The sequence below is a fragment of the Saccharopolyspora sp. NPDC049357 genome (assembly GCF_040677225.1).
GTDB lineage: Bacteria > Actinomycetota > Actinomycetes > Mycobacteriales > Pseudonocardiaceae > Saccharopolyspora.
Genome location: NZ_JBFAQJ010000016.1, coordinates 21539 through 46070, shown reverse-complemented (window position 1 = coordinate 46070; position 24532 = coordinate 21539). Strand labels below are relative to the sequence as shown.

At 67.6% G+C, this 24532-nt stretch carries 23 protein-coding genes, 1 tRNA gene and 1 pseudogene; 10 read left to right on the top strand and 15 right to left on the bottom strand.

What is annotated here, in order from left to right; translation table 11 throughout:
- Positions 1-2: 2 nt before the first annotated feature.
- The 3 genes from AB0J91_RS15950 to AB0J91_RS15940 all read right to left on the bottom strand — a co-directional run bounded on the left by AB0J91_RS15950 (position 3) and on the right by AB0J91_RS15940 (position 1625).
- Positions 3-677, bottom strand: a complete 675-nt coding sequence (locus AB0J91_RS15950; RefSeq protein WP_363868972.1) for a response regulator transcription factor — start codon at positions 675-677, stop codon at positions 3-5.
- A 214-nt stretch (positions 678-891) separates the two neighbouring features.
- Entirely contained in the window at positions 892-1464 is a 573-nt protein-coding gene (locus tag AB0J91_RS15945; protein ID WP_363868969.1) for a DUF2269 domain-containing protein, read from the bottom strand.
- Positions 1464-1625 (bottom strand): hypothetical protein, encoded by a 162-nt coding sequence (locus AB0J91_RS15940; RefSeq protein ID WP_363868965.1) that lies wholly within the window; start codon positions 1623-1625, stop codon positions 1464-1466. Before AB0J91_RS15940 ends, AB0J91_RS15945 begins: the two co-directional genes overlap by 1 nt.
- Before the next feature lie 101 nt (positions 1626-1726).
- Between AB0J91_RS15940 and AB0J91_RS15935 the strand changes: the two genes are divergently transcribed.
- Entirely contained in the window at positions 1727-2293 is a 567-nt protein-coding gene (locus tag AB0J91_RS15935; RefSeq protein ID WP_363868963.1) for a TetR/AcrR family transcriptional regulator, read from the top strand.
- A gap of 57 nt (positions 2294-2350) precedes the next feature.
- Here AB0J91_RS15935 and AB0J91_RS15930 read toward each other — a convergent pair whose 3' ends face one another.
- Positions 2351-3184, bottom strand: a complete 834-nt coding sequence (locus AB0J91_RS15930; RefSeq protein ID WP_363868960.1) for an aldo/keto reductase — start codon at positions 3182-3184, stop codon at positions 2351-2353.
- A gap of 254 nt (positions 3185-3438) precedes the next feature.
- Positions 3439-4155 carry a VTT domain-containing protein gene (locus AB0J91_RS15925; RefSeq protein WP_363868957.1) on the bottom strand — a complete coding sequence of 239 codons (717 nt, stop codon included), beginning with the start codon at positions 4153-4155 and terminating at the stop codon, positions 3439-3441.
- Between the two features lie 162 nt (positions 4156-4317).
- Between AB0J91_RS15925 and AB0J91_RS15920 the strand changes: the two genes are divergently transcribed.
- The 4 genes from AB0J91_RS15920 to AB0J91_RS15905 all read left to right on the top strand — a co-directional run bounded on the left by AB0J91_RS15920 (position 4318) and on the right by AB0J91_RS15905 (position 9911).
- Positions 4318-4719, top strand: coding sequence for a DUF6153 family protein (locus AB0J91_RS15920; protein WP_363868954.1), 402 nt, complete (start codon positions 4318-4320; stop codon positions 4717-4719).
- A gap of 73 nt (positions 4720-4792) precedes the next feature.
- A complete protein-coding gene (locus AB0J91_RS15915) occupies positions 4793-5416 on the top strand; it encodes a DUF305 domain-containing protein (protein ID WP_363868951.1) in 624 nt (207 codons plus the stop codon).
- A 1022-nt stretch (positions 5417-6438) separates the two neighbouring features.
- Positions 6439-7416 (top strand): 2,3-diaminopropionate biosynthesis protein SbnA, encoded by a 978-nt coding sequence (gene sbnA / locus AB0J91_RS15910; RefSeq protein ID WP_363868948.1) that lies wholly within the window; start codon positions 6439-6441, stop codon positions 7414-7416.
- Positions 7413-9911, top strand: coding sequence for an MFS transporter (locus AB0J91_RS15905; RefSeq protein ID WP_363868945.1), 2499 nt, complete (start codon positions 7413-7415; stop codon positions 9909-9911). Before sbnA ends, AB0J91_RS15905 begins: the two co-directional genes overlap by 4 nt.
- 146 nt (positions 9912-10057) lie before the next feature.
- Here AB0J91_RS15905 and AB0J91_RS15900 read toward each other — a convergent pair whose 3' ends face one another.
- The 8 genes from AB0J91_RS15900 to AB0J91_RS15865 all read right to left on the bottom strand — a co-directional run bounded on the left by AB0J91_RS15900 (position 10058) and on the right by AB0J91_RS15865 (position 17508).
- Positions 10058-12373 carry a heavy metal translocating P-type ATPase gene (locus AB0J91_RS15900; RefSeq protein ID WP_363868942.1) on the bottom strand — a complete coding sequence of 772 codons (2316 nt, stop codon included), beginning with the start codon at positions 12371-12373 and terminating at the stop codon, positions 10058-10060.
- A 14-nt stretch (positions 12374-12387) separates the two neighbouring features.
- Entirely contained in the window at positions 12388-13344 is a 957-nt protein-coding gene (locus AB0J91_RS15895) for a hypothetical protein (protein ID WP_363868940.1), read from the bottom strand.
- 54 nt (positions 13345-13398) lie between these two features.
- Positions 13399-13608 carry a heavy-metal-associated domain-containing protein gene (locus AB0J91_RS15890; RefSeq protein WP_363868937.1) on the bottom strand — a complete coding sequence of 70 codons (210 nt, stop codon included), beginning with the start codon at positions 13606-13608 and terminating at the stop codon, positions 13399-13401.
- 138 nt (positions 13609-13746) lie between these two features.
- A complete protein-coding gene (locus AB0J91_RS15885) occupies positions 13747-13968 on the bottom strand; it encodes a heavy metal-associated domain-containing protein (protein WP_363868934.1) in 222 nt (73 codons plus the stop codon).
- Between the two features lie 19 nt (positions 13969-13987).
- Positions 13988-15040 carry a sulfite exporter TauE/SafE family protein gene (locus tag AB0J91_RS15880; protein WP_363868931.1) on the bottom strand — a complete coding sequence of 351 codons (1053 nt, stop codon included), beginning with the start codon at positions 15038-15040 and terminating at the stop codon, positions 13988-13990.
- A gap of 104 nt (positions 15041-15144) precedes the next feature.
- Positions 15145-15510, bottom strand: a complete 366-nt coding sequence (locus tag AB0J91_RS15875; RefSeq protein WP_363868928.1) for a hypothetical protein — start codon at positions 15508-15510, stop codon at positions 15145-15147.
- A 209-nt stretch (positions 15511-15719) separates the two neighbouring features.
- Positions 15720-16319 carry a methyltransferase domain-containing protein gene (locus AB0J91_RS15870; protein ID WP_363868925.1) on the bottom strand — a complete coding sequence of 200 codons (600 nt, stop codon included), beginning with the start codon at positions 16317-16319 and terminating at the stop codon, positions 15720-15722.
- Positions 16320-16632: 313 nt separating this feature from the next.
- Positions 16633-17508: a GH25 family lysozyme gene (locus tag AB0J91_RS15865; protein WP_363868922.1), complete on the bottom strand. Its 876-nt coding sequence runs from the start codon at positions 17506-17508 to the stop codon at positions 16633-16635.
- 909 nt (positions 17509-18417) lie between these two features.
- On the opposite strand from AB0J91_RS15865, the gene AB0J91_RS15860 reads away from it, so the two are divergent.
- Positions 18418-19158: a DUF2637 domain-containing protein gene (locus AB0J91_RS15860; RefSeq protein ID WP_363868919.1), complete on the top strand. Its 741-nt coding sequence runs from the start codon at positions 18418-18420 to the stop codon at positions 19156-19158.
- Between the two features lie 717 nt (positions 19159-19875).
- On the opposite strand, the gene AB0J91_RS15855 is transcribed toward AB0J91_RS15860, so the two are convergent.
- Entirely contained in the window at positions 19876-20262 is a 387-nt protein-coding gene (locus AB0J91_RS15855) for a hypothetical protein (RefSeq protein ID WP_363868916.1), read from the bottom strand.
- Positions 20263-20350: 88 nt separating this feature from the next.
- Here AB0J91_RS15855 and AB0J91_RS15850 point away from each other — a divergent pair.
- Together AB0J91_RS15850 and AB0J91_RS15845 are read left to right on the top strand one after the other, a co-directional pair.
- A tRNA-OTHER gene (locus AB0J91_RS15850) sits at positions 20351-20445 on the top strand.
- A 1382-nt stretch (positions 20446-21827) separates the two neighbouring features.
- A complete protein-coding gene (locus tag AB0J91_RS15845) occupies positions 21828-22562 on the top strand; it encodes a GAF and ANTAR domain-containing protein (RefSeq protein WP_363868913.1) in 735 nt (244 codons plus the stop codon).
- A gap of 816 nt (positions 22563-23378) precedes the next feature.
- Here AB0J91_RS15845 and AB0J91_RS15840 read toward each other — a convergent pair.
- Positions 23379-23696: a hypothetical protein gene (locus AB0J91_RS15840; RefSeq protein ID WP_363869170.1), complete on the bottom strand. Its 318-nt coding sequence runs from the start codon at positions 23694-23696 to the stop codon at positions 23379-23381.
- Here AB0J91_RS15840 and AB0J91_RS15835 point away from each other — a divergent pair.
- Both AB0J91_RS15835 and AB0J91_RS15830 read left to right on the top strand, forming a co-directional pair.
- Positions 23617-23859 (top strand): annotated as a pseudogene (locus AB0J91_RS15835) (GNAT family N-acetyltransferase); the annotation flags it as partial. The gene AB0J91_RS15840 and the pseudogene AB0J91_RS15835 sit on opposite strands and share 80 nt — an antisense overlap.
- 13 nt (positions 23860-23872) lie before the next feature.
- Positions 23873-24085, top strand: a complete 213-nt coding sequence (locus tag AB0J91_RS15830; RefSeq protein ID WP_363869167.1) for a hypothetical protein — start codon at positions 23873-23875, stop codon at positions 24083-24085.
- The last annotated feature ends 447 nt before the right edge of the window (positions 24086-24532 follow it).

Sequence of the window (24532 nt, the reverse complement as noted above, 5' to 3'; positions counted from 1 at the left end):
GCTCAGGGCCTCAGCCGGTAGCCGACTCCCCGAACGGTCTGCACCACGTCGGAGAGGCCGAGCTTGGTCCGCAACGATGCCACGTGCACCTCCAGCGTGCGCTGGCTGCCCTGCCAGTGCGTACCCCACACCTCGCTGAGAATCTGCTCTCGACTGAAGACGACGCCGGGCTGGCGCGCCAACATCGCCAGCAAGTCGAACTCCTTCCGAGTCAGCCGCACGGGCCGTCCGTCGGCGGTGACCTCGCGGGCATCGACGTCAACGCTGATGGGGCCCGCAGTCCTCGAGGTGGCCGCACCTCCGGCGCTCAGCTCGCTGCGTTGTGCGCTGCGTCTTGCCACCGCGTGGATTCGGGCGATCAACTCACCGACATCGTAGGGCTTGACCACGTAGTCGTCGGCGCCCAAGTTGAGCCCGTGGATCCGAGCACTTCGATCGGTGCGAGCGGTGACCACCAGGATCGGTCGGTCGAACCGCTGCCGCATCCGCCGGCACAGGTCGAAGCCGTCGACGTCGGGCAACCCGAGGTCGAGCAAGACGAGATCGGGTTCGCGCGCCAACGCCTCCAGCGCCTGCCGGCCGGTGCGGGCTCGTACGATCTCGAAGCCGTGCTTCACGAGCACCGCCATCAGCGCGTGCGCGACGTGGTCGTCATCCTCGACGATGAGAAGAAGCACCGGTCCATTATCACCCGCCCTCGCGCGCACCCCGCTCCGGTAGGTGACGCAGTTCCAAGCCGAGGCCGACCACGGCTCCGCGGTGCCCTCCGTGACGACGCTCCTCGTCAAAGCGTCGACCGAACCTGGGTTGTAGAACTTCGGGTGCAACGCCGTCATTCAGCAGCGGGAGCGAACGACCACGACGTCACCGTCGCAGTCCACAGGAGACCCCTCACCGACGCGTGAAAGGCCGCACCTCGACTGCGAACTCGCACCGGGTCCTGCCGCTAGTGCTAGGCGTGGTCGTTCGAGCGGTGCCGGCGCGGTCGGGTCGTTGCAGTGCGCGCCAGCCGCGGCGGGTCAGCCCTCGCGGCTTGAACACCGAGAGCCCGATCGCGACGAGCAGCACCACGGCGGCGGCTCCGGCGTCGGCGAGGACCTGCACCTGCAGGGCGCCGGATTCGGCTCGTTCGGCCAGGTGGCTCACCGGCCGCATGTGCACGAGCAGAACGGCGGTGGCCAGCGCGGTGATCACGAACTTCACCAGAACCCAGTAGTGCCGGAACAAGCCCCACTGCGTGCCCAACGCCTGCACGACACCCGTGATCAGCGAGAGGAGGCTCAACGGCACGATGACGAACCAGCCGGTCAGCTCCATCGCGAGGTACGCGGCTCGGGCCGGTTCGGGATCACCGCTCGCCAGCCCGGCGACGGCGAGCGCGAGGAACGCGGCGACCGCGCCGAACCAACCGACGGAGGACGCCACGTGCGCGGTCAGCGCGACCTTGCGGACTCCCGGCGACATCACGGCAGGTGACCGCCCATGCCGCCGCCCGCTAGGTGCACGACCACGAACAGCACCAGCAGGGCCAGAGCGATGACCGCGAATACCTTCACCCAGCGCGGCGTCGCGGGGCCGGAGTCGCCCGCGCCGGGGGTCTCGGGAGGCTGGGGTGCGGCTGCCATGTCGTGTCCTCGTCACTCGCTCGCTTCGACATTTTTTACGATACATGTTGTCCATGGCATGACGTGATGTCTGCGGAGTGACGGTGCGTATAGTTCGCAGGGTGCCCAGGTTGTGGAACGAGACGGTGGAAGAGCACCGGCGCGAGGTCGGTGACGCGATCCTGAACGCCACCTCCGAGCTGGTGGCCGAGCAGGGCCTGCACGCGGTGACGATGTCGCGGATCGCCACGAAGGCCGGGATCGGGAGGGCGACGCTCTACAAGTACTTCCCGGACATCGAGGCGATCCTCTTCGCGTGGCACGAGCGGCAGGTCTCCGACCACCTCCAGCACCTCGCCAAGATCGGCCACGGCGCCGGCACCCCGGCGGAACGGCTCGAAGCCGTGCTGCGGGAGTTCGCGCAGATCTCCCACCAGAGGCACGGCGCGGAGATCGCCACGCTGCTGCACCGCGGCGAGCACGTCGCCCAAGCCCAGCAGCACCTGACCGGATTCCTCGGACACCTGATCGCCGAAGGCGTGCGGAACGGGGAGTTCCGCGATGACGTGGCGCCCGACGAGCTGGCGAACTTCTGCCTGCACTCGCTCACGGCCGCGGCCGGGCTGAGCTCCCAGGACGCCTTGAGAAGGCTCGTCACGGTCACGCTGGCGGGACTGCGCCCCGACTGACCGGCCTCAGAAGAGCCTGGCCCTGCCGTTCAGCCACGCAGCCTGATCCTCACGGTGTCAGAGGATTTCCAACGGGGTCGCCCGGTCCGGCGCAGGGAACTGCGCGTCGAGCTCGGCGAGATCGTCCGCCGACAACCGGATCTCCAGGGCTGCGTGGTTCTCCTCGACGTGGCCGCGAGTCGCGGCCTTCGGAATCGCGCAGAAGCCCTCACCGGCCAGGACCCAGGCGATGGCGATCTGCGCGGGCGTGACCCCGTGGCGCTCCGCGACCCGCCCCAACACCGGATCCCCGAGCACCCGGCCCTGCTCGATCGGTGAGTACGCCATCACCGGCAACTTCCGCTCCCGGCACCACGGCAGCAGGTCGAACTCGATCCCCCGCCGCGTGAGGTTGTAGAGCACCTGGTTGACCGCGCAACCGCTGCCACCCTCCTGCGCCCACAGCTCTCGCATGTCGTCGGAGTCGAAGTTGCTGACCCCGAAATGACCGATCTTGCCGCTGTCGCGCAGATCCTCGAACGCTTCGAGCGTCTCGGACAACGGCGTTCCGCCACGCCAGTGCAGCAGGTAGAGATCGAGATGATCGGTCCCCAGCCGACGCAGGCTGCGCTCGCACGCCTCGATCGCGTCCCGCCGGCCGGCGTTGTGCGGAAACACCTTGCTGACCAGGAAAACCTCGTCCCGCCGACCGCCGATCGCCTCGCCGACCACTTCCTCGGCACCACCACTGCCGTACATCTCAGCGGTGTCGATCAGACCCATGCCGAGGTCGAGTCCGCGTCGCAGCGCCGCGGCCTCCGCCGCGCGGTCCGAACCGCGCTCGCCCATGCCCCAGGTGCCCTGCCCCAACACGGGCAGTTCGCCGCCGGAAGGTAGCCGCAGGTGTCGCATCGTTCGCACTCCGTTTCGCGTTGTCGACGAACAGGCCGTGCCGGGCGCGGACCCAGTCTAAGGACCCGTCGCCCGCCCACGCGGCACCAGTTCGGTCCGGAACGTCGGTCTCCTCGCGACCGCCCACTGCGCCGGTTCCCCAGCGGCGGGGACACCGAATCGCGAACCCATCGCGCGAGACCTCGCGACTAGCGCTCTGCGGCGGCTCATCGCTGTCACGATGACGGGACTGAGCCCGGGGTGAGGGATCTGCGTCAGCGCTGTGGAACGGCGTTCTCAGGGGCGGCGTCTGGTGGCGCGGAGCGCGCGTGCGCGAGTCGTCGCGTCAGCCATCCCGCACCGACCAAGGCGGCCACGGCGAGTCCGAGCCAGATCGCGGGCATCCAACCGGCACCGGCGGCCAGGGCGTTGCCCGCGGTGATGTAGACGATGTTGGCAGGAAGCGTTCCCACAGCAGTTCCGGCGAGGAAGTGCAACATGCGCACCCGGGTCACACCGGCGCCGTAGTTGACAACGCCGTAGGGAAGGATCGGAAGCAACCGGCAGATCACAGTTGCCGTGAAGCCTCGCCTCGCGAACGCGGAGTCCAGAGCGTTCAAGCGGCCCCTTCGGAGCAGAGGCGCCAGCGCATCGCGCCCGAGCAGGCGTGCGACGCCGAACGCCAACCCCGCTCCCAGCACGGTGCCGGTCACCACCACGAGCACGGCGACCGGCGGGGCGAACAAGATTCCGGCGATGGTGGACAGCGCGGGCCTGGGCGCGAACACGAGTGCAGCCACCCCGAAGAACAGCACGAAGAGCATCGGTGTCCACCAGGTACTCGCTTCTCGCCAGGTTCGGATGTCCAGCAGCGGCGCATCGGGCCCGAGCCACACTCCGGCAACGATGGCAACGGCGAGCCCGATGCCGAGGACGGCGAGCCGCAGGTACGGCGAGCCGGCAACGGATGCGGCCTTGCTGATCGAAGACATCACCACTGCTCGCACCCAGCGCTTGAAGCTCGAAGGGTCGACGTTCGTCGACGGCCGCCCACTGTAGCCGTTGGTGTCGCCGCCTGGCCCTTTCCGCCTGACGAGCGGCGCGGGTCGCCCTCCGCCTGCGTGTAGATACCCGCCCCCGGTATGGTCGGGCGCATGCACGTGCGGTCCCGGGTCGCCCGGTGGGGGCTGTTGGTCGCCCTCGCGTTGGGCGTGGTGCTCATGCATCACGCGCCGGGGCCGCATGTCTCCGAGAGCCCGCCGGCGCACACCCTCGCGATGAGCGCGGCGCCGATCACGGCCACGGCCGACGACGGGTGCGAGTGTCGCCATGCCGGTGAGCACAGCGGCGCCCCGTTCTCGTCCGGCCACGATGTGTTGCACCTTTGCCTGGCGATCCTGATCGGATTCGCCGCGTTCGTTCTCATGGCGTTCCGGCGCGGTCCGGGCCCGACCGCAGCCGGCCCGGCGCGCAGCTCGACTCCGCCAGGCATGCGCGGGCGCCCTCCGATTCCTGTTGCTCGACGTCTCGCCGTGCTGTGCGTGATGCGGTGCTGATCAACGGCGTTTTCAGCCTTTGACCACGCATTTGCTTTTCGCATCCACCAGCAAGACGTGAGGAATCTTCATGATGAAGCGCACGCGTGTGCTCACCGCCGCAGCGGTCGTCGCCACGGCGGCGGCTGTGACCGCCGGATGTTCCGGCGGTGACGACATGGCGAACATGCCGGGGCATGGAACACCACCCAGCGCCGGCCAGCAGCAGGCACCTGGGCAGGCAGCCCACAACCAGGCGGACGTGACCTTCACCCAGGGCATGATCCCGCACCACCAGCAGGCCATCGAGATGTCACGCATGGCGGCCGACCGCGCGCAGTCTCCGGAGGTCAAGAAGCTGGCTGAGCAGATCCAGGCCGCGCAGGGGCCGGAGATCGAGAAGTTGACCGGGTGGCTGCAGAGCTGGGGCGCCGGAGCACCCTCCGGGATGCCGGGAATGGATCACGGCGGCCATGGCGGATCCGGCGGCGGGATGATGTCGCCGGAGGAGATGAACCAGCTCGGGCAGTCCTCGGGTCCGGAGTTCGACCAGGCCTTCCTGTCGATGATGATCAAGCATCACGAAGGGGCGATCGAGATGGCCCGGACCGAGCTCAGCGCTGGCCAGTTCCCCGAGGCCAAGCAGATGGCTCAGCAGATCATCGATACCCAGCAGGCCGAGATCGACACCATGAAGCAGCTGCTTCCCCCGGGCTGACCTCGCCCGGCCTGGCTCGGGGGACGAGAACACGCTCTTCCCCCGAGCCAGGTGCGCGCACTCTGAACGGGCACCGGTCTCGCGATGTCCGAATTATCTGCCCGCAGAGACCCGCTCGGCGCCATTCATTCGATCCACCACGAATAACCGCCCGGCCTCGTCCGATTCGAGCTTGCTATGCACCGATTCCCCAGCGCGGACATCAACTCCCGAATCCATCGTGTGAGAGATGACATACGGCTTCGCGGCCTCTGGACGACGTCTCTAGTGTGGTGCCCGTGAAGGAGTTAACGGCACGGCAACACGGCTCGGGGAAGTGGCTCGCACTTCCCCTGCTCGTGCTGGGCTTTCTCCTCGTTCCCCTCGTGCTCCTGCCCGCACACGCGCTTCCCGGACACGCAGCGATGATGTCGCTGACCAATTCGGCGAGTTCGCACCACGGTGAAGCGTCGGGGCACACCCACGACCACGACACCCACGTTCCCGCGGTCTCGGATGCCGCCGCCACCAGCCACGACGGCGATCACGGCCACCAGGCCCCGTATTGCGACGCGGGGCCCGATTACAGCGCCGTCGCACCTACCAGGCAGCTGAACACCCCCGCTGAACTGGGGTTCCTCCTCCTGGCACTGGCGTTCGCCGCGACGGCGGTCGCAGCGCTGTTCGCTGAGCCTGCGTGGGCACGGCGTCTTCGGCATTGGTTCTCCCGGCCACCGTGGAGACCATCTGGAACTGCTTTCCTCCACTTCGCGTGCATCGCACGAACCTGATTCCCGAATCGGATTCCCGTCCAGCTGAATCGCAAGCGAACTCTTGCTGAACACGCACTTTCTCCGTGTTCTTCCTCGCCTGCCTGAATTCGTTTCGCTGAACGGGATGTCCTCTTAGCGCGGCGGTGACGCAACCCCGCTGCAGCCGGTTTTTCGGCTCCTGCGTCGTCGCATGCGCATCGGTTCATGCTTTCCGCTTCTTCTCATCGCGGTGGCGCACCGAAGTGCGCCCCGAAGACCTGGAGGTTCGAAGTGATCCACGATTCGGTGATCGGTTGTGTCGGCTCAACCCCGATGGTGCGACTCAGCCGGTGTTTCCCCGAACCCGATGTGGAAGTGCTCGCCAAGCTGGAGATGCTCAACCCCGGCGGCAGCATGAAGGACCGCCCCGCGCGGTTCATCATCGAACAAGGCCTGGCCAACGGAACCCTTCGACCAGGGATGCGGCTGGTGGAGAGCACCTCCGGCAACCTCGGCATCGCCCTGGCCATGGCAGCCGGTTTGCACGGCCTGTCCTTCACCGCCGTGGTCGACCCCAAGACCTCGCCGACGAACCTGCGCCTGCTGGAACTGTTCGGTGCCGAGGTCGAAATGGTGACCGAACCGGACGCGGCAGGCGGATTCCTGCACTCCCGCGTTCAACGCGCCCGTGAGCTGGTGGATTCACTCCCGAACGCCACGCAGATCAACCAGTACGCCAACGAGCTCAACTGGCACGCCTACCACGAAACCGCAGGCGCGGAGATCCTCGACGCCGTCGACGGCCCCATCGACTACCTGGTGGCAGCGGTGTCCACCACCGGCTCGATCCAGGGCATTGCCCGACGTCTGCGCAAGGACCACCCGAACCTCAAGGTCGTCGCCGTGGACGCCGTCGGCTCGGTCATCTTCGGGGCCCCCGCCGGACCGCGGCAGATCCCCGGCTTCGGGGCCAGCCGCGTCCCGGAGATCTACGACCCGGCCGAGATCGACGACGTCCTGAACGTCGCCGACGCCGAGTCCGCCGCCGGATGCCGACGGCTGCTGGCCACCGAGAAGGTCTTCGCCGGCGGATCTTCGGGTGCGGTGATCGCCGGGGTCGAGCACCTCATCTCCAGGCTGGAGGACCCGGCCCGGATCGTGACGGTGCTGCCCGACCGCGGCGAGCGCTACCTCGACCTGGTCTACGACGACGAATGGGTCGCCAACCTGCCCGACCCGTGGCAGGAACCCCAGGCGGTGGCACCGTGACCCGAACACTGCGGACCCAGTCCCCGGGTAGCGCACCAGAGGATCACGCGGATTCGGCTCGCGGTCGCGGGCAGAACTTGGTCCTGCTGTGGGCTGGGCAGTTCATCAACACCGCCGGGCTGATGATGCTGGTGCCGATCATGCCGTTCTACCTGGAGCAGATCGGCACCACCGGCGTCGCCGAGACCCAGACCTGGGCCGGGGTGGCCATCGCCGCCCCGGCCCTGGCCCTCACCGTCACCACCCCGCTGTGGGGACGGCTGGGCGACCGCATCGGCCGCAAGTGGATGGTGGTGCGCGCGCTGCTGGGATTGGCGGTGGCCATGGTCGTCATGACCACCGCCGGCACTCCCCTGCTCCTCGTGGTCGGTCGCCTGCTGCAGGGCACGCTCGGCGGTGTCGTGGAGGCAGCGGCGGCGTTCGCGGGCTCGACCGGTACCGACGAAAAACGCGGTTCAGCACTCGGCAAATCCTTCAGCGCCACCGCAGCAGGAGCATTGGTCGGACCCATCGCCGGTGGTCTCGTCGTCGGTTCCGACGGCCTGCACCAGCTCATGCTGGCCATCGCCGCCGCCGCGACCGCCCTCGCCATCGCGTGCGCCGTGGGTCTGCGCGAGCCCGATCGAGCTCCAGCCGGAGCGGCGCGCGAGCGCACAACCGGCCAACCCCGTCGCCGCGGGTCGGTCATGCGGGTTCCTGGCGCAACATTGCTGGCGCTCGCGGCGATCGGAACGTACTTCGGCGTCTACGGCCTCATCCCCATCTACGCCGAACACATCCAAGGCATCGTCACCGAGGCGCGCGCGGCGAGCGTGTGGGTCGGCGTCCTGCACTCGGTGATGTGGGGTGCGACCCTGCTCGGCTCGTTCTGGTGGGGCAAGCACAACGACCTCACCGGACGGCCGCTGCGCACCTTCGCGGTCACCGCCGCCGGGTGCGCGGCGTCCATCGCCGTCGTCTCCCTGCCGCTGGACCCCTTCGCGATGATCCCGTTCCGGCTGGTGCAGGGCTTCTGCTTCGCCGCCCTCGCCCAGTCGTTGTTCCTGCACTTCAGCAGGCACGCGCCCGGTGAGCACAAGAGCGCGTTCGTCAGCACCGCCAACAGCTACTTGCTCATCGGACAATCAGCCGGGCCGCTGCTGGCCGGTCCGCTGGTCGGGTTCCTCTCCGCTCCCACTGCCGTGCTGGTCATGGCGGTCGTCTGCGGGATCGGGGCATTGCTGGCGCTCAAGCCCTGCCTGGCAGAAAGACCTGACCACGACCTCGACGGAGACGCGGACGATGCGGATCTCGTCGAAATCGAAGCAACCGGGCCGATCCCTGCCGTCACCTCGCCGCACAACGGCGTGGCCGTCGTCCCGTTTCGCGGCTGGCGCATCAGTTCGCGCCATCTCGATTCCCTCGCTGCCCGCTACGCCACGCCGTGGAGCCCCAGTCCGGCTTCAGCCGCCGTACCCGGCACCCTGAGCGCCTGGCAGCGCAGCGGCGTGGTCCTGCAGGATCGGCAGCCCTCCTTCTACGCCTACGAGCAGAGCGGACCACGTGGAACCATCCGCGGAGTGCTTGCCGCGGTGCACCTGGACAGCGGGCTGCGCACGCACGAGGAGATCATCCCCGAGCGCGCCGCGGACCTCACCCGGCTCATGAACCGCGGCCAGATGGACCTCGACCCCGCCTTGCTCGGCTTCTCCGGTGATGGCCGCACCACCCGACATCTCGCAGGCATGGCGCGTCAGGAACCCGTCGCCGATCTCCTGGCCGACGACGGTCGGTTTCATCGGCTCTGGCGCATCACCGACCACGCGACGCAGGACGACATCATCGCTGAACTGGACGCGCGCACGGCCTTCATCGCCGACGGCCACCACCGCTACTCCGCTGCCCGCCAGTACCGCCGCTCGGCCTACGCCGACGGCCACGGGCCTGGCCCGTGGGACTACTTCCCGGGCCTGCTGGTCGACGTCACCGCAACCCCGTTGCGACTCGCGCCCGTCCACCGGGTGCTGCCCCACCTCGACCCGCACCACGCACTCCGGACCGCGTCGTCCCAGTTCCGGATCCACCCGCTGCACGGACCACCGACCCACTGGCTCGCCGCGCTGAAACGCCACTCCCGCACCGGCCCGGCCTTCATCCTCGCCACCCCGCGTGGCGGCTTCCTGCTCACCGAACCGCATCCCCGATTTCTCAACGCCGCCCTCGACGGCACCCCGCCTCCCCTGCACTCGACGCACGTCGCGGTCCTGGACACCGCCCTGATCAGCCACCTGTGGCGAATCCCCGAGCATCCCGGTCACATTGAGTTCGAACCGAACGCAACCACGGCCATCGAAACGGCCCGACGCACCGGAGGAGTCGCAGTCCTGACGAATCCGCCGACCCAGCACGACCTCAAAACCGCCGCCGCTGCAGGAATCCGCCTCCCCCGCAAATCGACCTCGTTCGGTCCGAAACCGCACCCCGGACTGGTGTTCCGGACCCTCGACGACCAGTGAGGCGCCCGCTCACGTCGGCACGACCCGGGCCCTGCGCTCGAAATGGCTCACACAATAAGAGGGTGGCCGGGACGACGATCCCGGCCACCTTCGACACTGACGCACCCGCGATGGAGATGCGGAACCGCCGCAGCCGCCCCGGGCGGTCAGCTCGTCCTGGCTGTGGCGAGTGCGGGTTCGCGTCTCGCACTTCCTGCCGCCGGGTTGCTCGTGATGGAGGTGCGGAATCTCCGCAGCCTGAGGCTGTTGGCGACCACGAAAGCGCTGGAGAAGCCCATCGCCGCGCCGGCGATCATCGGGTTGAGCAGTCCGAGCGCCGCCAGCGGCAGCGCGGCCACGTTGTAGGCGAACGCCCAGAACAGGTTGCCCTTGATCGTGGCCAGCGTGCGCCGCGAGAGCCGGATGGCGTCCACCGCCGCCCGCAGGTCACCGCGCACGAGGGTGAGGTCGGAGGCCTCGATGGCGACATCGGTGCCGGTGCCCATCGACAACCCGAGGTCGGCTTGAGCCAGGGCCGCGGCATCGTTGATGCCGTCGCCGACCATCGCCACCACTCGCCCTTCCCGTTGCAGGCGCGTGATGACCTCGACCTTGTCCTGCGGCAGGACTTCGGCGATGACCTCGTCGATGCCGACCTCACCGGCCACGGTGCGGGCAACCGTCTCGTTGTCGCCGGTGAGCAGCACCGGCCTCAACCCGAGCTCGCCGAGTTGCGAGATCGCCTCAGCCGAGCCGTGTTTGACGGTGTCGGCGATCTCGAGCACGGCGCGCGCGGCACCGTCCCAGGACACCGCGACCGCCGTTCGGCCCGCGCGCTCGGCGGATTCTCGCGCGGTGACGAGCTCGTCCGGCAGCGGCTGGCTCCACTGCTCGAGCAGTGCGGGCCGTCCGACCAGGACGGCGTGGCCGTCGACCACGGCCTGCACGCCCAAGCCCTCGGTGTTGCTGAAGTCCTCGACCGCGGGCAGCTCCCCCGCTCGTTCGCGAGCGCCGTGGGCGATGGCCTGCGCGATGGGGTGTTCGGAGGCGTGCTCGGCGGCACCGGCCAAGCGCAGCACCTCGTCCTCGTCGGCGCCCTCAACAAGGTGGACGCCGACGAGGGACATCCGCCCGGTGGTGACGGTGCCGGTCTTGTCCAGCACGACGGTGTCGACGCGCCGGGTGGACTCCAGCACCTCCGGCCCCTTGATCAGGATTCCCAGCTGCGCGCCGCGCCCGGTCCCGACCAGCAACGCGGTGGGGGTGGCCAGTCCGAGCGCGCAGGGGCAGGCGATGATCAGCACCGCGACCGCGGCGGTGAAGGCCGCCGCGACGCCCCCGTCGGCGCCGAGCCAGAACCCGAGCGTGGCGATGGCCAGTGCGATCACGATCGGTACGAACACCGCCGAGATCCGATCGGCCAGCCGCTGCACCTCGGCCTTGCCGTTCTGGGCGTCCTCCACCAGTTTCGCCATCTGCGCCAACTGCGTGTCGGCGCCGACGCGCACCGCGCGCACGACCAAACGACCTCCGGCGTTCACGGTCGCGCCGGTCACCGCGTCTCCCGCGGTGACCTCCACGGGCACCGATTCGCCGGTGAGCATGCTGGCGTCGACCGCCGAGCTGCCCTCCTCGACGACGCCGTCGGTGGCGATCTTCTCGCCGGGACGCACGACGAAGTGATCGCCGACGGCCAGCTGGTCGATCGGGATGCGCTGCTCGCGTCCGTCGCGGAGCACGGCGACGTCCTTCGCGCCGAGTTCCAGCAGCGCGCGCAGCGCCGCCCCGGCGCGACGCTTGGACCGCGCTTCGAAGTACCGCCCGGCCAGGATGAAGGTCGTCACGCCCGCGGCGACTTCGAGGTAGATGGTGCTGTCGCCGGCCATGCGCTGGACGGTCAGCTCGAAGGGGTGCGTCATGCCCGGTGTTCCGGCCGTGCCGAGAACCAGCGCGTACAGCGACCACAGGAACGCCGCCAGGGTGCCCATCGAGATCAGCGTGTCCATGGTGGCCGCTCCGTGGCGCAGGTTCGTCCACGCGGCGCGGTGGAAAGGCCACGCGCCCCACACGACGACGGGGGCCGCCAGCGCGAGCGAGATCCACTGCCAGTAGGTGAACTGCAACACCGGCACCATCGCCAGCACGATCACCGGAACGGACAACGCCGCCGACACGACCAGTCGATCGCGCAGGGTCCGCACCGGATCGTCCGGTTCTCGATCCTGCTCAGCGCTCGCATCGGAAGTCGGCAGGGTCGCCGTGTAGCCGGCGGCCTCGACCTGCTCCACGAGCTGCTGCGGGTCCAGGCCGGGCGGCAGGGACACCTTGGCCTTCTCGGTGGCGTAGTTGACGGTGGCGGTGACGCCGTCGAGCTTGCCGAGGCGCTTCTCGACCCGCGCGGCGCATGAAGCGCAGGTCATGCCGCCGATCGCGAGTTCGATCTCCCGGCCCGTCAGGCTCGGGGACTCACTGACCTTGCTCATCGAGGTTCTCCTGTTCACCCGTGGCTTCCGTGGCCGTCACCGGACGGCGGCTGCGGCTGGCGGCTGTCCGCGGGTCCCGTGTCGACCGTGAACTCCGCCGTGCGGACTCGGCCCTCGTGCTGGAAGTCGAAGAAGAGCCGGTAGGTGCCCGCAGAAGGAACCTCGGCCCGGAACATGATCTCCGGCCCCGCCGGAGTGCGGCCATCGCCCGGGGCTCCCTCGGGATGCACGTGGAGGTAGGCGAGATCGCCCGTGCGCAGCGCGACCAGGTGCCCGTAGGCGGCCAGGTAGGGCTGCAGGTCCGTGACGGGTCGCCCGTCCTCGCTCACCGACAGCGTGAGCGGAGACGATCGCCCGGCCGAGAGCTGCCCGTCCAACCTGACCTGGTAGCCGTCGACCTCCGCGATGCGGGATGGCGCATGCGCAACCGGCTCGAAGACCCCCGGCGCGGAGACGTCCAGACCCAGCGTCTGATCCGCACCGCCGGTCGGGACGAAATCGGCGAAGAGCCGATAGGTACCCCCGAGGGGTAGCCGCATCGGCACGTTCCAGGTGCCGTCCGGGCTCATCTCCGGGTGCAGGTGCTCGTAACCGGCCGTGTCACGGCGAACGACGATCAGGTGCATCCGCTTGTCGTGCTCGGCGTCGAACCGCGTCACCGGGTTCCCGCCGGGGCCGATGATGCGGAAGGAGAAGTTCTCGGTGCTGCCCGGCGTGATCGTCGTCGTGGTGGACGTGAGGGTGTAACCGTCCCTGGTCGACGCGAGTCCCGCCGGAAGGTGCTCCTGCGTGGCTCCCGCGACGGTGCCGCTGTGGCTGTCCCCACCACCGGCGTGCCCAACGCCGGAGTGCCCACCCTGCGCCGCGACGCCGGTGGTGAAGGGACCGACAGCGGTTCCGGCCGCCCACGCCCCGCCGAAGGCGAGGGCGAGCACCGCACCGTAGGCGGAGAGCTTCGCTGCTGTGTTCATTTTTCAACCCCTTGCGAGTCCGGGCCCTTCAGCGGGCCCTTGCGGGCCGAGGCCCTAGTGGGATGCCAGCTCGTAGCCGGCCTCTTCGACGGCTTCGCGCACGACCACCTCGCTGAGCGCCGCGTCGCTGGTCACCGTCACCGCACCGGTCGGCAGGTCGACCGCCACGTCCGACACACCGGTGATCTTGCTGATCTCCTCGGTCACCGACGCGGCGCAGTGGCCGCAGGTCATTCCGCTGACCGCGTACGTCGTTTCCGCCATGGCAATTCCTCTCCGGCCTGACTCGAATTCCTCGTCACGTTCACCCGAAAATACCCCTAGGGGGTATAGGTGGTCAACGGCTCGAACGCCAGGAACAACCGAGTCGGCTGCGCCGCGCGGCGCAGCCCAGTCGCTCGGTCAGCCGGTGGGCTCGGCTTGGTATCCGGCCTCAGCGATCGCTGCGATGACGTCGGCGGTGCTGGACCTGGAGAGGTCCAGTTCCACGACGCTGCGGCCGGTCTTGACCGAGGTCGTCGTGCTGTGCACGCCGGGCAGGTCTTCGAGCGCATCGTCGATGAGCAGGCTGCAGCTGCCGCAGTGCATGCCGGTGACGCGGAAGGTGACAGCGGTGGTCGCCATGCAGTTCTCCTCTGCTCGGTCAGGCGGCGGTGAGGGTGCCGGTGTACATGCCCATGCCGCAGGAGTACGCCACCGGCCCCGGCGGCAGCGCACCGAGCTCGACGACGGTCGCCCCTCGAACCGGAAGGATCTTGTCGACGTTGCGGTCGGGGATGATGAACGAGCGCACACAGCCCTGCGCGTTGTCGGACTCGATGACGAGCGTGGTCGGCACACCTGCGCGGACCTGGACGTTGGCCGGACTGTAGGCGCCGGTGGTCGCTGTGATCGCCACGGTCTGATGGCCGTTCTGGACGGTCACGGTGCCCGCCGGCGGCGGCTCCTCAGCGGTGGCCGCTTGGGTGAGCCGACTGGCCGCCAGCGGGGATCCTGCGAGTTCGAGGCCTCCGTTGAGGGTGTAGAGGCCGGTGATCACGACGACGATGCCGGTGAGCACGGCAAGCCGACCGCGCCAGGCGGTAGCGGCTTTGCGAGCGAGGTAGCCGAGCAGGGCGAACAGCGGGCTGGTGCCGATCACGAAGACCGCCATGATGGCCGCTCCGGTCAGTGGAGAGCCGGAGGCCAAGGCCAGCGCCTCGACCGAGAGCGTCACGCCGCACGGGATGAGCACGCTGACCACCCCGAGCAGCGTCGGTGCCAGCGCCGACCGGGAGCGCGAGCGGTCGCGCACGATCCGCATCCACGACAGGGGCGGTTCGATGACGATGTTGCGAAAGCCCGGCACACCGACCTGCGCGAGACCGAAGGCGATGATCACCGCGCCGGCGAGCAGCTGAATCCACGTGCGCAGGCCGACCGACAGCTGCGCCACGCTGCCCAACGCACCCAGCAGGGCGCCGAGGATCGCGTGCGAGAAGAGCTTGCCGATCAGAAAACCTCCGACCGGCGCTAGATCGTCAGCGAGGCGACCCAGCGCTCCTCGGACTTGGAGGCGGGTGCCACCGAGGGCTGATTCCCGCTCGGTGACGCGGCGTTGGCGGGAGATCATCCCGGCCAGCAGGCCGCCTTGCACGGCCGCGCAGGACACCCCACCGGCCAACAATCCGGTGAGCAGAACAGCGATCAGATCCATGAAGAAGACTCCTACGAACGAAGCAAGAGAAGAGGAACCGCGCGCACGGGCGCGCTCAGTGACCGCACGAATGCGAAACGTGCGGCCCTGTGGACGGTTTTCTTCTACGTTCGCAGGATGCAGAGCTGAATCAGGCTCGGCCGCAACGGTGCACGCGGCCGAGCGCGAGCATCTGTCCGCCGCAGAATGCGCGTGCCGAGCGGGATCAGCGAGCGGCGCAGCAGCACCAGCGTTCCGAGCATGGTGACCAACAGCGCCAAGCAGGTCATCAGCAGAGACCCGCCCGTGGACTCATCGTCATTGCTGGTGTGGGTCATGTCTGCCGCTGCGCTGGGCATGACGGCGCTCGGATCGTGGCTGCCCGAGCCGTAGGGATGTCCCAGACCTGCCATGGCGCCCATTGCCTCGTCGGCGCTCGCCGCGAGGTGCGCCGGGGGCATCATGCCGTCGGCGCACTGCGGGGCGTGCATGAGTGCGAATCCCGCTACCACCGTGAGTACTGCGACGAGCCGCGCGAGGGGACCTCGCGCGGCTCGTACCCAACGATTCGGGTTCGCCATCGCCACGCAGGCTACCGGGTTCGCCCACGAGACGTCCGGGGACGGGATGCACAGTCACCGCGCACCGGTCGGACGCCATGGAGGAGCGGTCCAGACCACAGTGGAACAGCGACACCGCATCAGACCGGTCGGCACGCGACGATTTCGATGGCGGGGCTGTTGAACCTCCGCGGACGCAGGGTGACTTCAAGGCGGTCGAAACCAACCTGCGCGGCAATTTTTCGCAGCTCCTCGGGTTCCACATCGAGGACGTGCCGATGAACGCTGATCACCAAACGTCCACCAGGGCGCAGAACGCGGAACAACTCGGCGAAACCCTCCGGGCGCTCCCACAACATCACGTTGTTGACAGAGATCACCGCATCCGCAGACGCATCAGCACACCCCGTCCGCTCGGCGGTGCCATCGCGGATCTTCACCACCCCTCGCGCGATCTCCTCTCCGCATCTCGACGCAGCCATCTCCCGCATCGCCGCTGAGGGGTCCACTCCCAACGCGCTCCCTCGCGGCGAGACCGCCGCAGCGGCGAGCCGCAGGCCCACACCGGGCCCGTGCCCGACCACCACGACCGCGTCGCCGGAAACCAGCCCGGCCTGATCGACAGCCCGGATTTCCTGCTCGGCGTTGGCCTTCGCCATGAGCGCGCCGCCCAGCCGGCCCACCAACCCCGACGGATGACCGAAACCTCGGTCGAACAGCCGCATCATCAGTTTCGCCATACGGGGAGAACACCACCTGCGGGCCTCAGGCGCATCAGGGTCGAACCCCGGAACACCCACCATCCTGGTGCGCTCACCGTCGGCGGGCTCGGCGCTGACGCTCGTCGGGCATGATGCGTGGCGCGCTGCCCCGCTTCGGCCCATGTGGACGCAGCGCTGAGCACGGCTGACCCTGCGTCCAGGGCGTGGCTCGGTGATCTGATGCGCGTTCCCGTTCGCACAGTTCAGCGGTCGCTGACAGCGCACGCACGAGCGGGCCGCCTGCTGGTCGCAGACGGCCCGCTTCGAAGGAACCTCTCGGCAAGCCCGGACCTCAGCGCGCCAAGCGCTCGAGGCGAGCGAGACCTTCCTTGTACTGGTTGAGGTCCGTGTTGGTGTTGATGCCGGCAACCTTGCCCTTGCTGGTGTACTGCCAGAAGTCCCAGTCACCGAAGCCGTTGGGCACGGAGGGGCTGTCGACATCATAGGAAGCCAGCCACAGCGCGTGATTTCCGAATGCGTCGGTACTGCCCATGCACTCCCGCCAGAACGACGGGTTGGCGTAGATGATCGCGTCCTTGCCGGTGCGTTCCTTGACCTTCTCGTTGAACGTCTTGGTCCACTGCTGCATCTGGTCGACGCTCAACCCGTAGCAACCGCCCGCCTTCGGGTCGACTTCCAGGTCCAGGACCGGCGGGAGCGTCTTGCCGTCGGCCTGGTAATCAGCCGTGTCCAAGAATCGCTCGGCCTGCTCCTCGGCCGAGGACGAACCGGGCCTGGCGAAGTGGTAGGCGCCGGCGATCAGGCCGGCTTCCTTGGCTCCGCGGTACTGCTCGCCGTAACGCGGATTCGTGAAGCTGGTGCCGTCCGTTGCCAGCACGAAGGTGAACTTCTTGCCGTCGGCTGCGACCTGGCTCCAGTCGATCTCGCCGTTGTGGTTGGACACGTCGATTCCCTCGACCGGCGGGCCCGGCGGTGCTTCCGGCTCAGCCTGAGCGTCGGGCGCCGGTGGAGCGGCTGCCGCGCGTTGTTCAGGGGCGACGGGTGGAGCTGCCGACGACTCCGGCGTGACCGGGGCGGCTTGCTGTTGCGGGACCGAGGCGGATGGGATCGGAGCCTGCAGCGCGGCATCTTCCACCTTCGGCTCCGATTGGCCGGGGCTGCCGCAGCCGATCATCAGGCCGATCACACCGACAGCAGCAACCGCCACACCGGCCTGCGTGGCACGCCTCCGCGATGCGGGGAGCTTTTCGCGGAGAACGGTCAGGAACGGCGCGCCCCTCTCCCGGAAGCGCCGCGCCACCGGTGCTTGCCCGCCGGAATGATCGTTGTCTTCGGGGTTTCCAGTTTCGTTCGTATGTTCGGGGATCACGAGACCACACTTCAGTACACAGCGTGATCTCGCCTCGCGGTTTCTACGTATTCAGGTACCTAGATTAGCCCAATTCGGGCGAATGGTCCGGACAACAGGTCGACATAGAGTAATGCGACTGAAGAGTAGCGCAACGATCATGATGGCCGCGCCCGGAACAACGAAGGTGGTGGCATGGCCACCGACAGGGCTGCGCACTCCAACCGCTCGCGGAGTCAGCCTGCCTCAGGCGGCACGCCGGCTAGCAGGCAGCCCTGCAATTGCAAAAGACAACCCCGGACCCGTCGCATTGAAATGCCGAACACAGATGGGCTGAACACGGCATGCCAAGATCGACTGCCGTCAAATTGCTCCCAAAAAGGCGAAAGCCCCAACCAATGAAAAACATCAGTCGGGGCTCCCACCTGGGAACAACATTGGTGCGCGATACTGGGATTGAACCAGTGACCTCTACCGTGTCAAGGTAGTGAGTTTCCCCTGGTCAACAGGGGTTTCGTACCCCACCGCAGGTCAGCGGTCCTTGTTCCTCCTCGTTCCGACGGGATGCGACGCGTTGTCGCGCGTTCCCGTCGCCAGAAAATCGCCATTTGATCTTGGCCAACGCGGAGGATAAGCACCTTGCCGCACCCTGTTTTCGGCTTACCTCATAGCCCTCATACGCGACGGTACGAGCCGCGTAGTGCCCTGGGAAGGCGCGACGGCCCGCGTCACGCGCACAGCCCAGCGGATCGGGGCAGGTGAACCCGAATGAGTGATCGCTTGCCTGCCCGCATCCGCGGCGATGTGTCGTTGCGCCTGCAATGCGCCTGCACACTGCTGGTCGCCATCGGGGCCGCCTACGTCTCATACCGCCACGGACACCAGTTCGCACTGCGATACGGCGCCGACGACACCACCGCAGCTCTCTGGCCACTGGTCGTCGACGGCCTCCTGCTGACCTCCACCATCGAACTCTGGAAAACCCACGACCACAGCGGCACAAGCCAGTGGAAAGCCTGGCTGTCATTCCTGCTCGGGATCGCGCTGTCGCTTTGCGCCAACATCGCGTCCGCACCCGATCTGAGCACCTTCGCCCTCGCCGTAGCCGCCTGCCCACCACTCGCACTCCTGCTGTCCGTCGAACTGCTCAACCAAGCCCTCAAACGCCACCACCAGTCCGCCACGGCGGCAGGACCCACCTCCGCTGAAACCCAACACACAGACATGCAACAAGATCAGGACGAACCGGTGGCAGCCACGAGCGAGGTGCCAGCACCGAGCATGGATACGAACAACATGCCTGGTCACAACGCCAGCGGGATGTTCGTGGGTGACCCGCTTCGCGACGAGGCATACCGGCTCGATGTCCAGCACCGACACCTGCACCAGCGGCCGATTTCAGCCGACAACCTCCGCCGACGGCTCGGCATCGGCTCACGCCGCGCCCGCGCACTCGCCCACCACCTCCGCCAGCACCACCAACCAGGCACCCCGCCAGCCACCCAGTAACCAGAGCCGCAACGCACGACCACGGGCGGAACAAGCCCGACAGTCCTCGACCGCATCAGGGCCGGATCGTGCGCTGCCGCCCTCCGAGCGACAGGGCACTGGGACATACGAGTGCAACTCGATCACCCGTCGGGAGTTCCACCATTCCCCGCCAACCCGGACCGGGCCAATCCTTGGTTGATTCATAGGGCCGCAAAGAGCGAGACGACTCATACAGCGGAAGGAACGCCTGATGGGGTATTCCAGATTGCGTCACAACAGGCAGGGCCACGCGCGCTACACCGCCTACTACTGGGACCTGCGCGGCCGGGCCCGCTCGGCGGGCAGTAGGCGGTGTCGTGGCCGATACCGACGGCGACGAACTTCCACGCAGGTTCCTGCGGCCATGAATTGACCCAGTACCCGATGCCGGTAACCCGCGTCGGCTCACGCCGCGCCCGCGCACTCGCCCACCACACCCGCCAACACCACCAACCGGGCACTCCCTCGGCCACCACCCAGTGATCAGGGCGACGGCGGAAGACGAAGCACGGAATAAGACCGGCAGTCCTCTTCCCTACCCACCAAATCGACCACCTCGTGAGTTCCCGAGCACCGGCCCGGTCACCAGCTGCACGGCAACGTCCGCGTCTGCCGCTGCCCAGCGTGGAACGTGAACAGTGCCTTGCCCGTGGGCACGCACCTTTGCGCATGCCACATTGGCAACCTGCGCCATGGTCATTCGGCGGGGTCTTTCAACGGTTTCGCCAGAACGACATCCTCGGTCTTTTGACCCCCCAGCCATGAGATGACGTCCGGGGCTAGATCGCCCACGCGGCCGTCCGCGTCGGGGATGCCCGTGAGCAGCACTGGGCCGATCTCGGGGCCGATGGTCATCGGATTGCACGACTGCAATATCAGTACGTCGGGCGCGAAGGTGCGGCGGTCCCGGTCTGTGGCACGCCACAGCAGCATCGGCACCGGATTGTTTCCCGCGTGCACCTCGACCGCGTGCACCTCGACCTCGCCGCCCACGGCCCGCTGAATGGCCGGAAGCCAGCCACTGCCTCCCGGCAGGTTCAATTGGATGATCGCGCCGTCAATGTCGATGACCACTGCTTGCATGGCGGCGCCCCTTTCAGGCCCGGCCGGTTGCACATTGGCAGTAGACCCCAGGCCAGCGCACTGTGAGCAGGTCGGAAGTCCTCACGTGGGGCGTGTAGCTCAAGCTGAGAGAGCACAGAGGGGCCGCGACCGGCCGCGGTGGCAGGGCGCCGTGGCTACCGGGTTTGAGTCCGGTCGTGCCCACGAAACGGGCGGTCGGTAGTACCGACGCGGGGCCCCTGGTTTGACGTGTTCCTTCCCCGGGCCGTCCGTTGCTCGTTCTCCCAACCCCGGCGCCAGGAATCCCGGGGAGAGAAGGAGGGATCCCCCGCTGCTTGGCACACAGGCCGTCCCATCACCCGGCGCCGATCCCCAACCACCCGTCGAGGAGACGGCTCGACTTAGCGGAATGCCACCAAAGGATCAGCGCTCACGGCCCAACGACACGTCCAGTCGCAAGACCGAGTCCCGGCAGCTGGCCACCGACGTGTCGAACAACCATCTCGATCACGCCGAGATGTGCAGAGACACCGGGCCAGGCCTGCAGCGCCGCGCGGATGAGGAACCGCCCCCGCATCGGACCGGTTCGTCTGCCGTATGCGGGGGCGATCTCCTTTTCAGCGCCCGGCTCGTGGGGGGCGTTCGGCCAGGGCGCCAAGCCACGGAGAGGGGGTGTGGCGCCGGTGACCCTAACCGACCAGACCACTGAGCAGTCGCCAGAATGCGGACACGATCACAGTTTTTCTCCAGTGAAAGCGTGACGTAGACACTCCGCACCGCAGAATACTCACGTGGCACGCACCCTCTGATCTGCGATGACGAGGCACGTGTGACAGGCGGGACGTTGGGGTCCCCACCCACCGCGACTCAAGGACTCGCGAACTGCCCGCTCAACTCGAACACACCGAGAAACAACCACAAGTGCACGCCGGTAAGAAAGCGCCGAGAACAGGACCCCTCCACTGTTCGACCATCCTGGTTCGGTACCTGGCGGGAAGGGCCGGCGGCCAACAGGCCCCCACCGCGGCGCACTCTCGCCGCGGCGAGGCGCCCCGCACCGTAACTACCGGGCGGGGCGTCTCGCTGCGTTTGTTCCACCGTCCCCGACCCACGCGCGGGGCACGGATAGGAACAACCACAGGGCCCACCCCCCATCGAGCCCTGCCGTGCCCCTGGACGGGACGAAACGTTCAGGGGCATACCGCGAGGATGGAACGTCACTTGGAAATCCTCGCCCAAAGCAACTTAGACCTGGTAGGCATTTGACACACATTTGCGTTACCCACCATCGTGGTGGTAGAGGCTTGCTGAGCGATCAATCCGTAACCGAGCTGCTCACCCGAGCGGCCTACAGACAACGCGGCCCGCACACCAAGCGAGTGCGCGGGGCGCGCGTTCGGGGCACACCTATCGCACTAGAACACGGGTTCCCTCGGGGCGGATACGCATGTGTTTGACGTAGTCGACGTGCCTCGTGAAACTGACTAACCTGGCGACGGCGGGTGTCATCCAGGGTGTTCGTGTCGGCTCTGTGCCCGCTGGTGCGGTATTCGCTCGACCAGCGTCGAGGAGATGACACCAAGCCGATGACCGTTCAGAGCCGGAGCAGTGGCGCAGATGCGCCGCTGCTGCTGGCCGAGGCCTTCGCCGCGATCGTCGCGGCCGGAGAGCCCGATGCCCCGCTGCAGGTGTGCCAGGTTGCGGTGGATGCGTTGCCGTTCGACGGCGCATCCATCACGACCATGACCGATTCCCATCACCAAGAACCCGTCTGCGCCACCAACGAGGCGGCCCGCCGCATCACCGAGCTGCAATTCGAGCTCGGGGAGGGACCGGACCTGGACGCGCACAAATCCGGACGACCCGTGCACGTTCTGGACCTCGCCGAGTTAGGCGAGCACCACTGGCCCCTGTTCGGCCACGCGGTCGGCGGCGAGCTGGCACGAACACTGCACGCCCTCCCCCTCAACACCGACGGGCCCAGCCTCGGGACGCTGTGCTTCCACAGCACCACGCTGGAACACCTCGCGGTCCAGGACGTGGCCAACGCACGGCGCGCCGCGGACATAGCCACCTGGGCGGTGCTCGGCGTCATCGCACAAGAGACACCACAACAAGAGAACGACTCGCTGCAGGATCGCCTCCAGCTCTGGGCGATCCTCCACCAAGCGATCGGACTCATCTCGGCCCAGATGCAGGTGAAAACCGAGACGGCACTGACGTGCCTGCGGGCGCATGCATTCGCGTGCGACCGGCCGCTCAGCGACGTGGCGCGCGACGTGGCCATGGGAACCCTGCGATTCAACGACTACGGCCGCTGACCAGTACAGAAGCAAGAAGTGGGAGCAGGCTTCAGCCTCCTCGCATGTAATCGACCTACAACGCCAACCACGCCACGACGAAGACATGCCGACCACACAAAGGCGCTCGTCAGGACCAACGAATCCAGCGCGCCGGAGCCGATGGACCATGTGGAAGCTCTCCACCGCAACGGGCGCCGGCCTGACCGAGGACGCCGTGCAGCATCAGTGGTGTTCCAAGGCCCCGACGCAGCATCCTTCGATTCCGATGCCGCCGACCACGTCATCCAGATAACCGCGCCGCATGTCGCCGGGCACGGAGAAGGCCCCCAAGCGTGGTGCTGCGGAGAGCCTGAACTAAGACTGCCGCGTTGATGGTGGTGCATGGTCCACGATCACCGCACCAGTCCTTCGAGAAAAATCAGCTACGAGCGCCTCATGCACCCGACGTGCCCGCTCCTCGGTCACGCAGTGTCGAACTGGCCTTGCGATCTCTCCGCCAGGCCCCGTAATCGTCGTCTCGAACTCGGCGACCGGAGTCGAGTCCACACTAACGCGCTCAGTGTGGAACACCCACTTCAGTGACCCGACCGTCAATTCGGTACGCCACATACACGCAGGGTATCGCCAGCCCGGGACGAACTTCCACGATCGACTGAAAACTACGCCCGGCCCTCTACTCATCGCTTCGTACTTCCCACGTCCACGCTGGGTCTGCTGGGGTCGGTCATAGTCGGAGCCTGGCTTTGCCGGCGATTAGCGATACCGAATACCGTCCAATTCCGGCATCGTCAAACGATCTTCGCTGGTCCCGATGTCAGCGAATCCTGACATCGGTCACCGCCGCCATACACCCACGGACAACGCGCCGCATGCCGCGTGCCACTCGCGGCCCTGGACGTGAAACACGATGTGCGGGTCGGTGATACCAGCCAGCGGTGCCAAACCACAGCACCAACGCGAGCCGGTGGTGCTGCGACCACCCTCCGCAGGGGCCTCGTTGTACTGACCGGAAACGATCACCGGAGTCCCTTCCGGCACGCGAGCGCGGAAAACTCGAAGGCGGCCGCAGCGCGTGTCTGCGAGCCTTGTGATCCACAGTGCGATCGACTCCGACGCCGCTGCCGTGGCAGAGGTGCGGCTGCGTTCGTTCACAGCGGCACCTCCGAGCGTGCTCCGATCGCATACCGAAGAACAGGTCCGGTCCTGGTTCCGGGAGGTGGTCGTGCCCCGCCAGGAGACGTGGGTGGCGACTGTCGAAGACTCGGTTGTCGGAATGATGGTGCTGGACGACGAAGACCTGGATCAGCTCTATCTCGATCCTTCCTGGCGTGGCCGAGGCATCGGCGACCGTCTCGTGCATGTGGCAAATGCGGAGTCGCCCGGCCGGGTTGGTGCTGTGGACGTTCCAGATCAACGACCCGGCACGTCGCTTCTACGAGCGGCACGGCTTCGTCGCCGCGGAGTGCACCGACGGCCACCGCAACGAAGAGCGTGAGCCAGACATCCGGTACGTGTGGCGTCCGGAGAAACAAGAGCCCTGAGCAAGCCGGAGCACTCACGAGCTTGCCCTCGGCGCATGGAAGGCCAGTGTGTTCACGCAGACCAGCGTCGGCCACGGCATCCCGCGCCGCGTCCGCGTGCGGTGGGTGGGCAGTCGGCTACGCGAAGCGGTGGGCGGATCGCTACCTACGACAGTTGAGGCATCCCAGGCTCGCCCGGAGCAACTGTTGGGCTCCCGCAAGACGTTTGGAAAGGCGAGCTGTTAACGAGACCGATGCAGGGGCCGCAGCGCCGCGTGGAGGAGAAACCACCCTGCTTGAGGCCGGCTCGTCGGCGGATGCGAGGCGGTCCCTTTTCTGCGCCCGGCTTGTGGGGCTGCCAATGCCACGGTGGGGCGCTGTGGCGCCGCGACCCTAACCGACCTGAGCGCGCAACAGTCATCCTCAACCGGACACGATCACTGTTATTTCCCGATGCACGCTTGACGC

Coding starts and splice junctions, on each gene's coding strand:
- AB0J91_RS15870 (WP_363868925.1), bottom strand. CDS start 16,319: ATGGCGAAACTGATGATGCGGCTGTTCGACCGAGGTTTCGGTCATCCG.
- AB0J91_RS15885 (WP_363868934.1), bottom strand. CDS start 13,968: ATGGCGACCACCGCTGTCACCTTCCGCGTCACCGGCATGCACTGCGGC.
- AB0J91_RS15930 (WP_363868960.1), bottom strand. CDS start 3,184: ATGCGACACCTGCGGCTACCTTCCGGCGGCGAACTGCCCGTGTTGGGG.
- AB0J91_RS15920 (WP_363868954.1), top strand. CDS start 4,318: ATGCACGTGCGGTCCCGGGTCGCCCGGTGGGGGCTGTTGGTCGCCCTC.
- AB0J91_RS15940 (WP_363868965.1), bottom strand. CDS start 1,625: ATGGCAGCCGCACCCCAGCCTCCCGAGACCCCCGGCGCGGGCGACTCC.
- AB0J91_RS15880 (WP_363868931.1), bottom strand. CDS start 15,040: ATGGATCTGATCGCTGTTCTGCTCACCGGATTGTTGGCCGGTGGGGTG.
- AB0J91_RS15895 (WP_363868940.1), bottom strand. CDS start 13,344: ATGAACACAGCAGCGAAGCTCTCCGCCTACGGTGCGGTGCTCGCCCTC.
- AB0J91_RS15845 (WP_363868913.1), top strand. CDS start 21,828: ATGACCGTTCAGAGCCGGAGCAGTGGCGCAGATGCGCCGCTGCTGCTG.
- AB0J91_RS15900 (WP_363868942.1), bottom strand. CDS start 12,373: ATGAGCAAGGTCAGTGAGTCCCCGAGCCTGACGGGCCGGGAGATCGAA.
- AB0J91_RS15875 (WP_363868928.1), bottom strand. CDS start 15,510: ATGCACGCCCCGCAGTGCGCCGACGGCATGATGCCCCCGGCGCACCTC.
- AB0J91_RS15890 (WP_363868937.1), bottom strand. CDS start 13,608: ATGGCGGAAACGACGTACGCGGTCAGCGGAATGACCTGCGGCCACTGC.
- AB0J91_RS15855 (WP_363868916.1), bottom strand. CDS start 20,262: ATGCAAGCAGTGGTCATCGACATTGACGGCGCGATCATCCAATTGAAC.
- AB0J91_RS15945 (WP_363868969.1), bottom strand. CDS start 1,464: ATGTCGCCGGGAGTCCGCAAGGTCGCGCTGACCGCGCACGTGGCGTCC.
- AB0J91_RS15915 (WP_363868951.1), top strand. CDS start 4,793: ATGAAGCGCACGCGTGTGCTCACCGCCGCAGCGGTCGTCGCCACGGCG.
- AB0J91_RS15925 (WP_363868957.1), bottom strand. CDS start 4,155: ATGTCTTCGATCAGCAAGGCCGCATCCGTTGCCGGCTCGCCGTACCTG.
- AB0J91_RS15860 (WP_363868919.1), top strand. CDS start 18,418: ATGAGTGATCGCTTGCCTGCCCGCATCCGCGGCGATGTGTCGTTGCGC.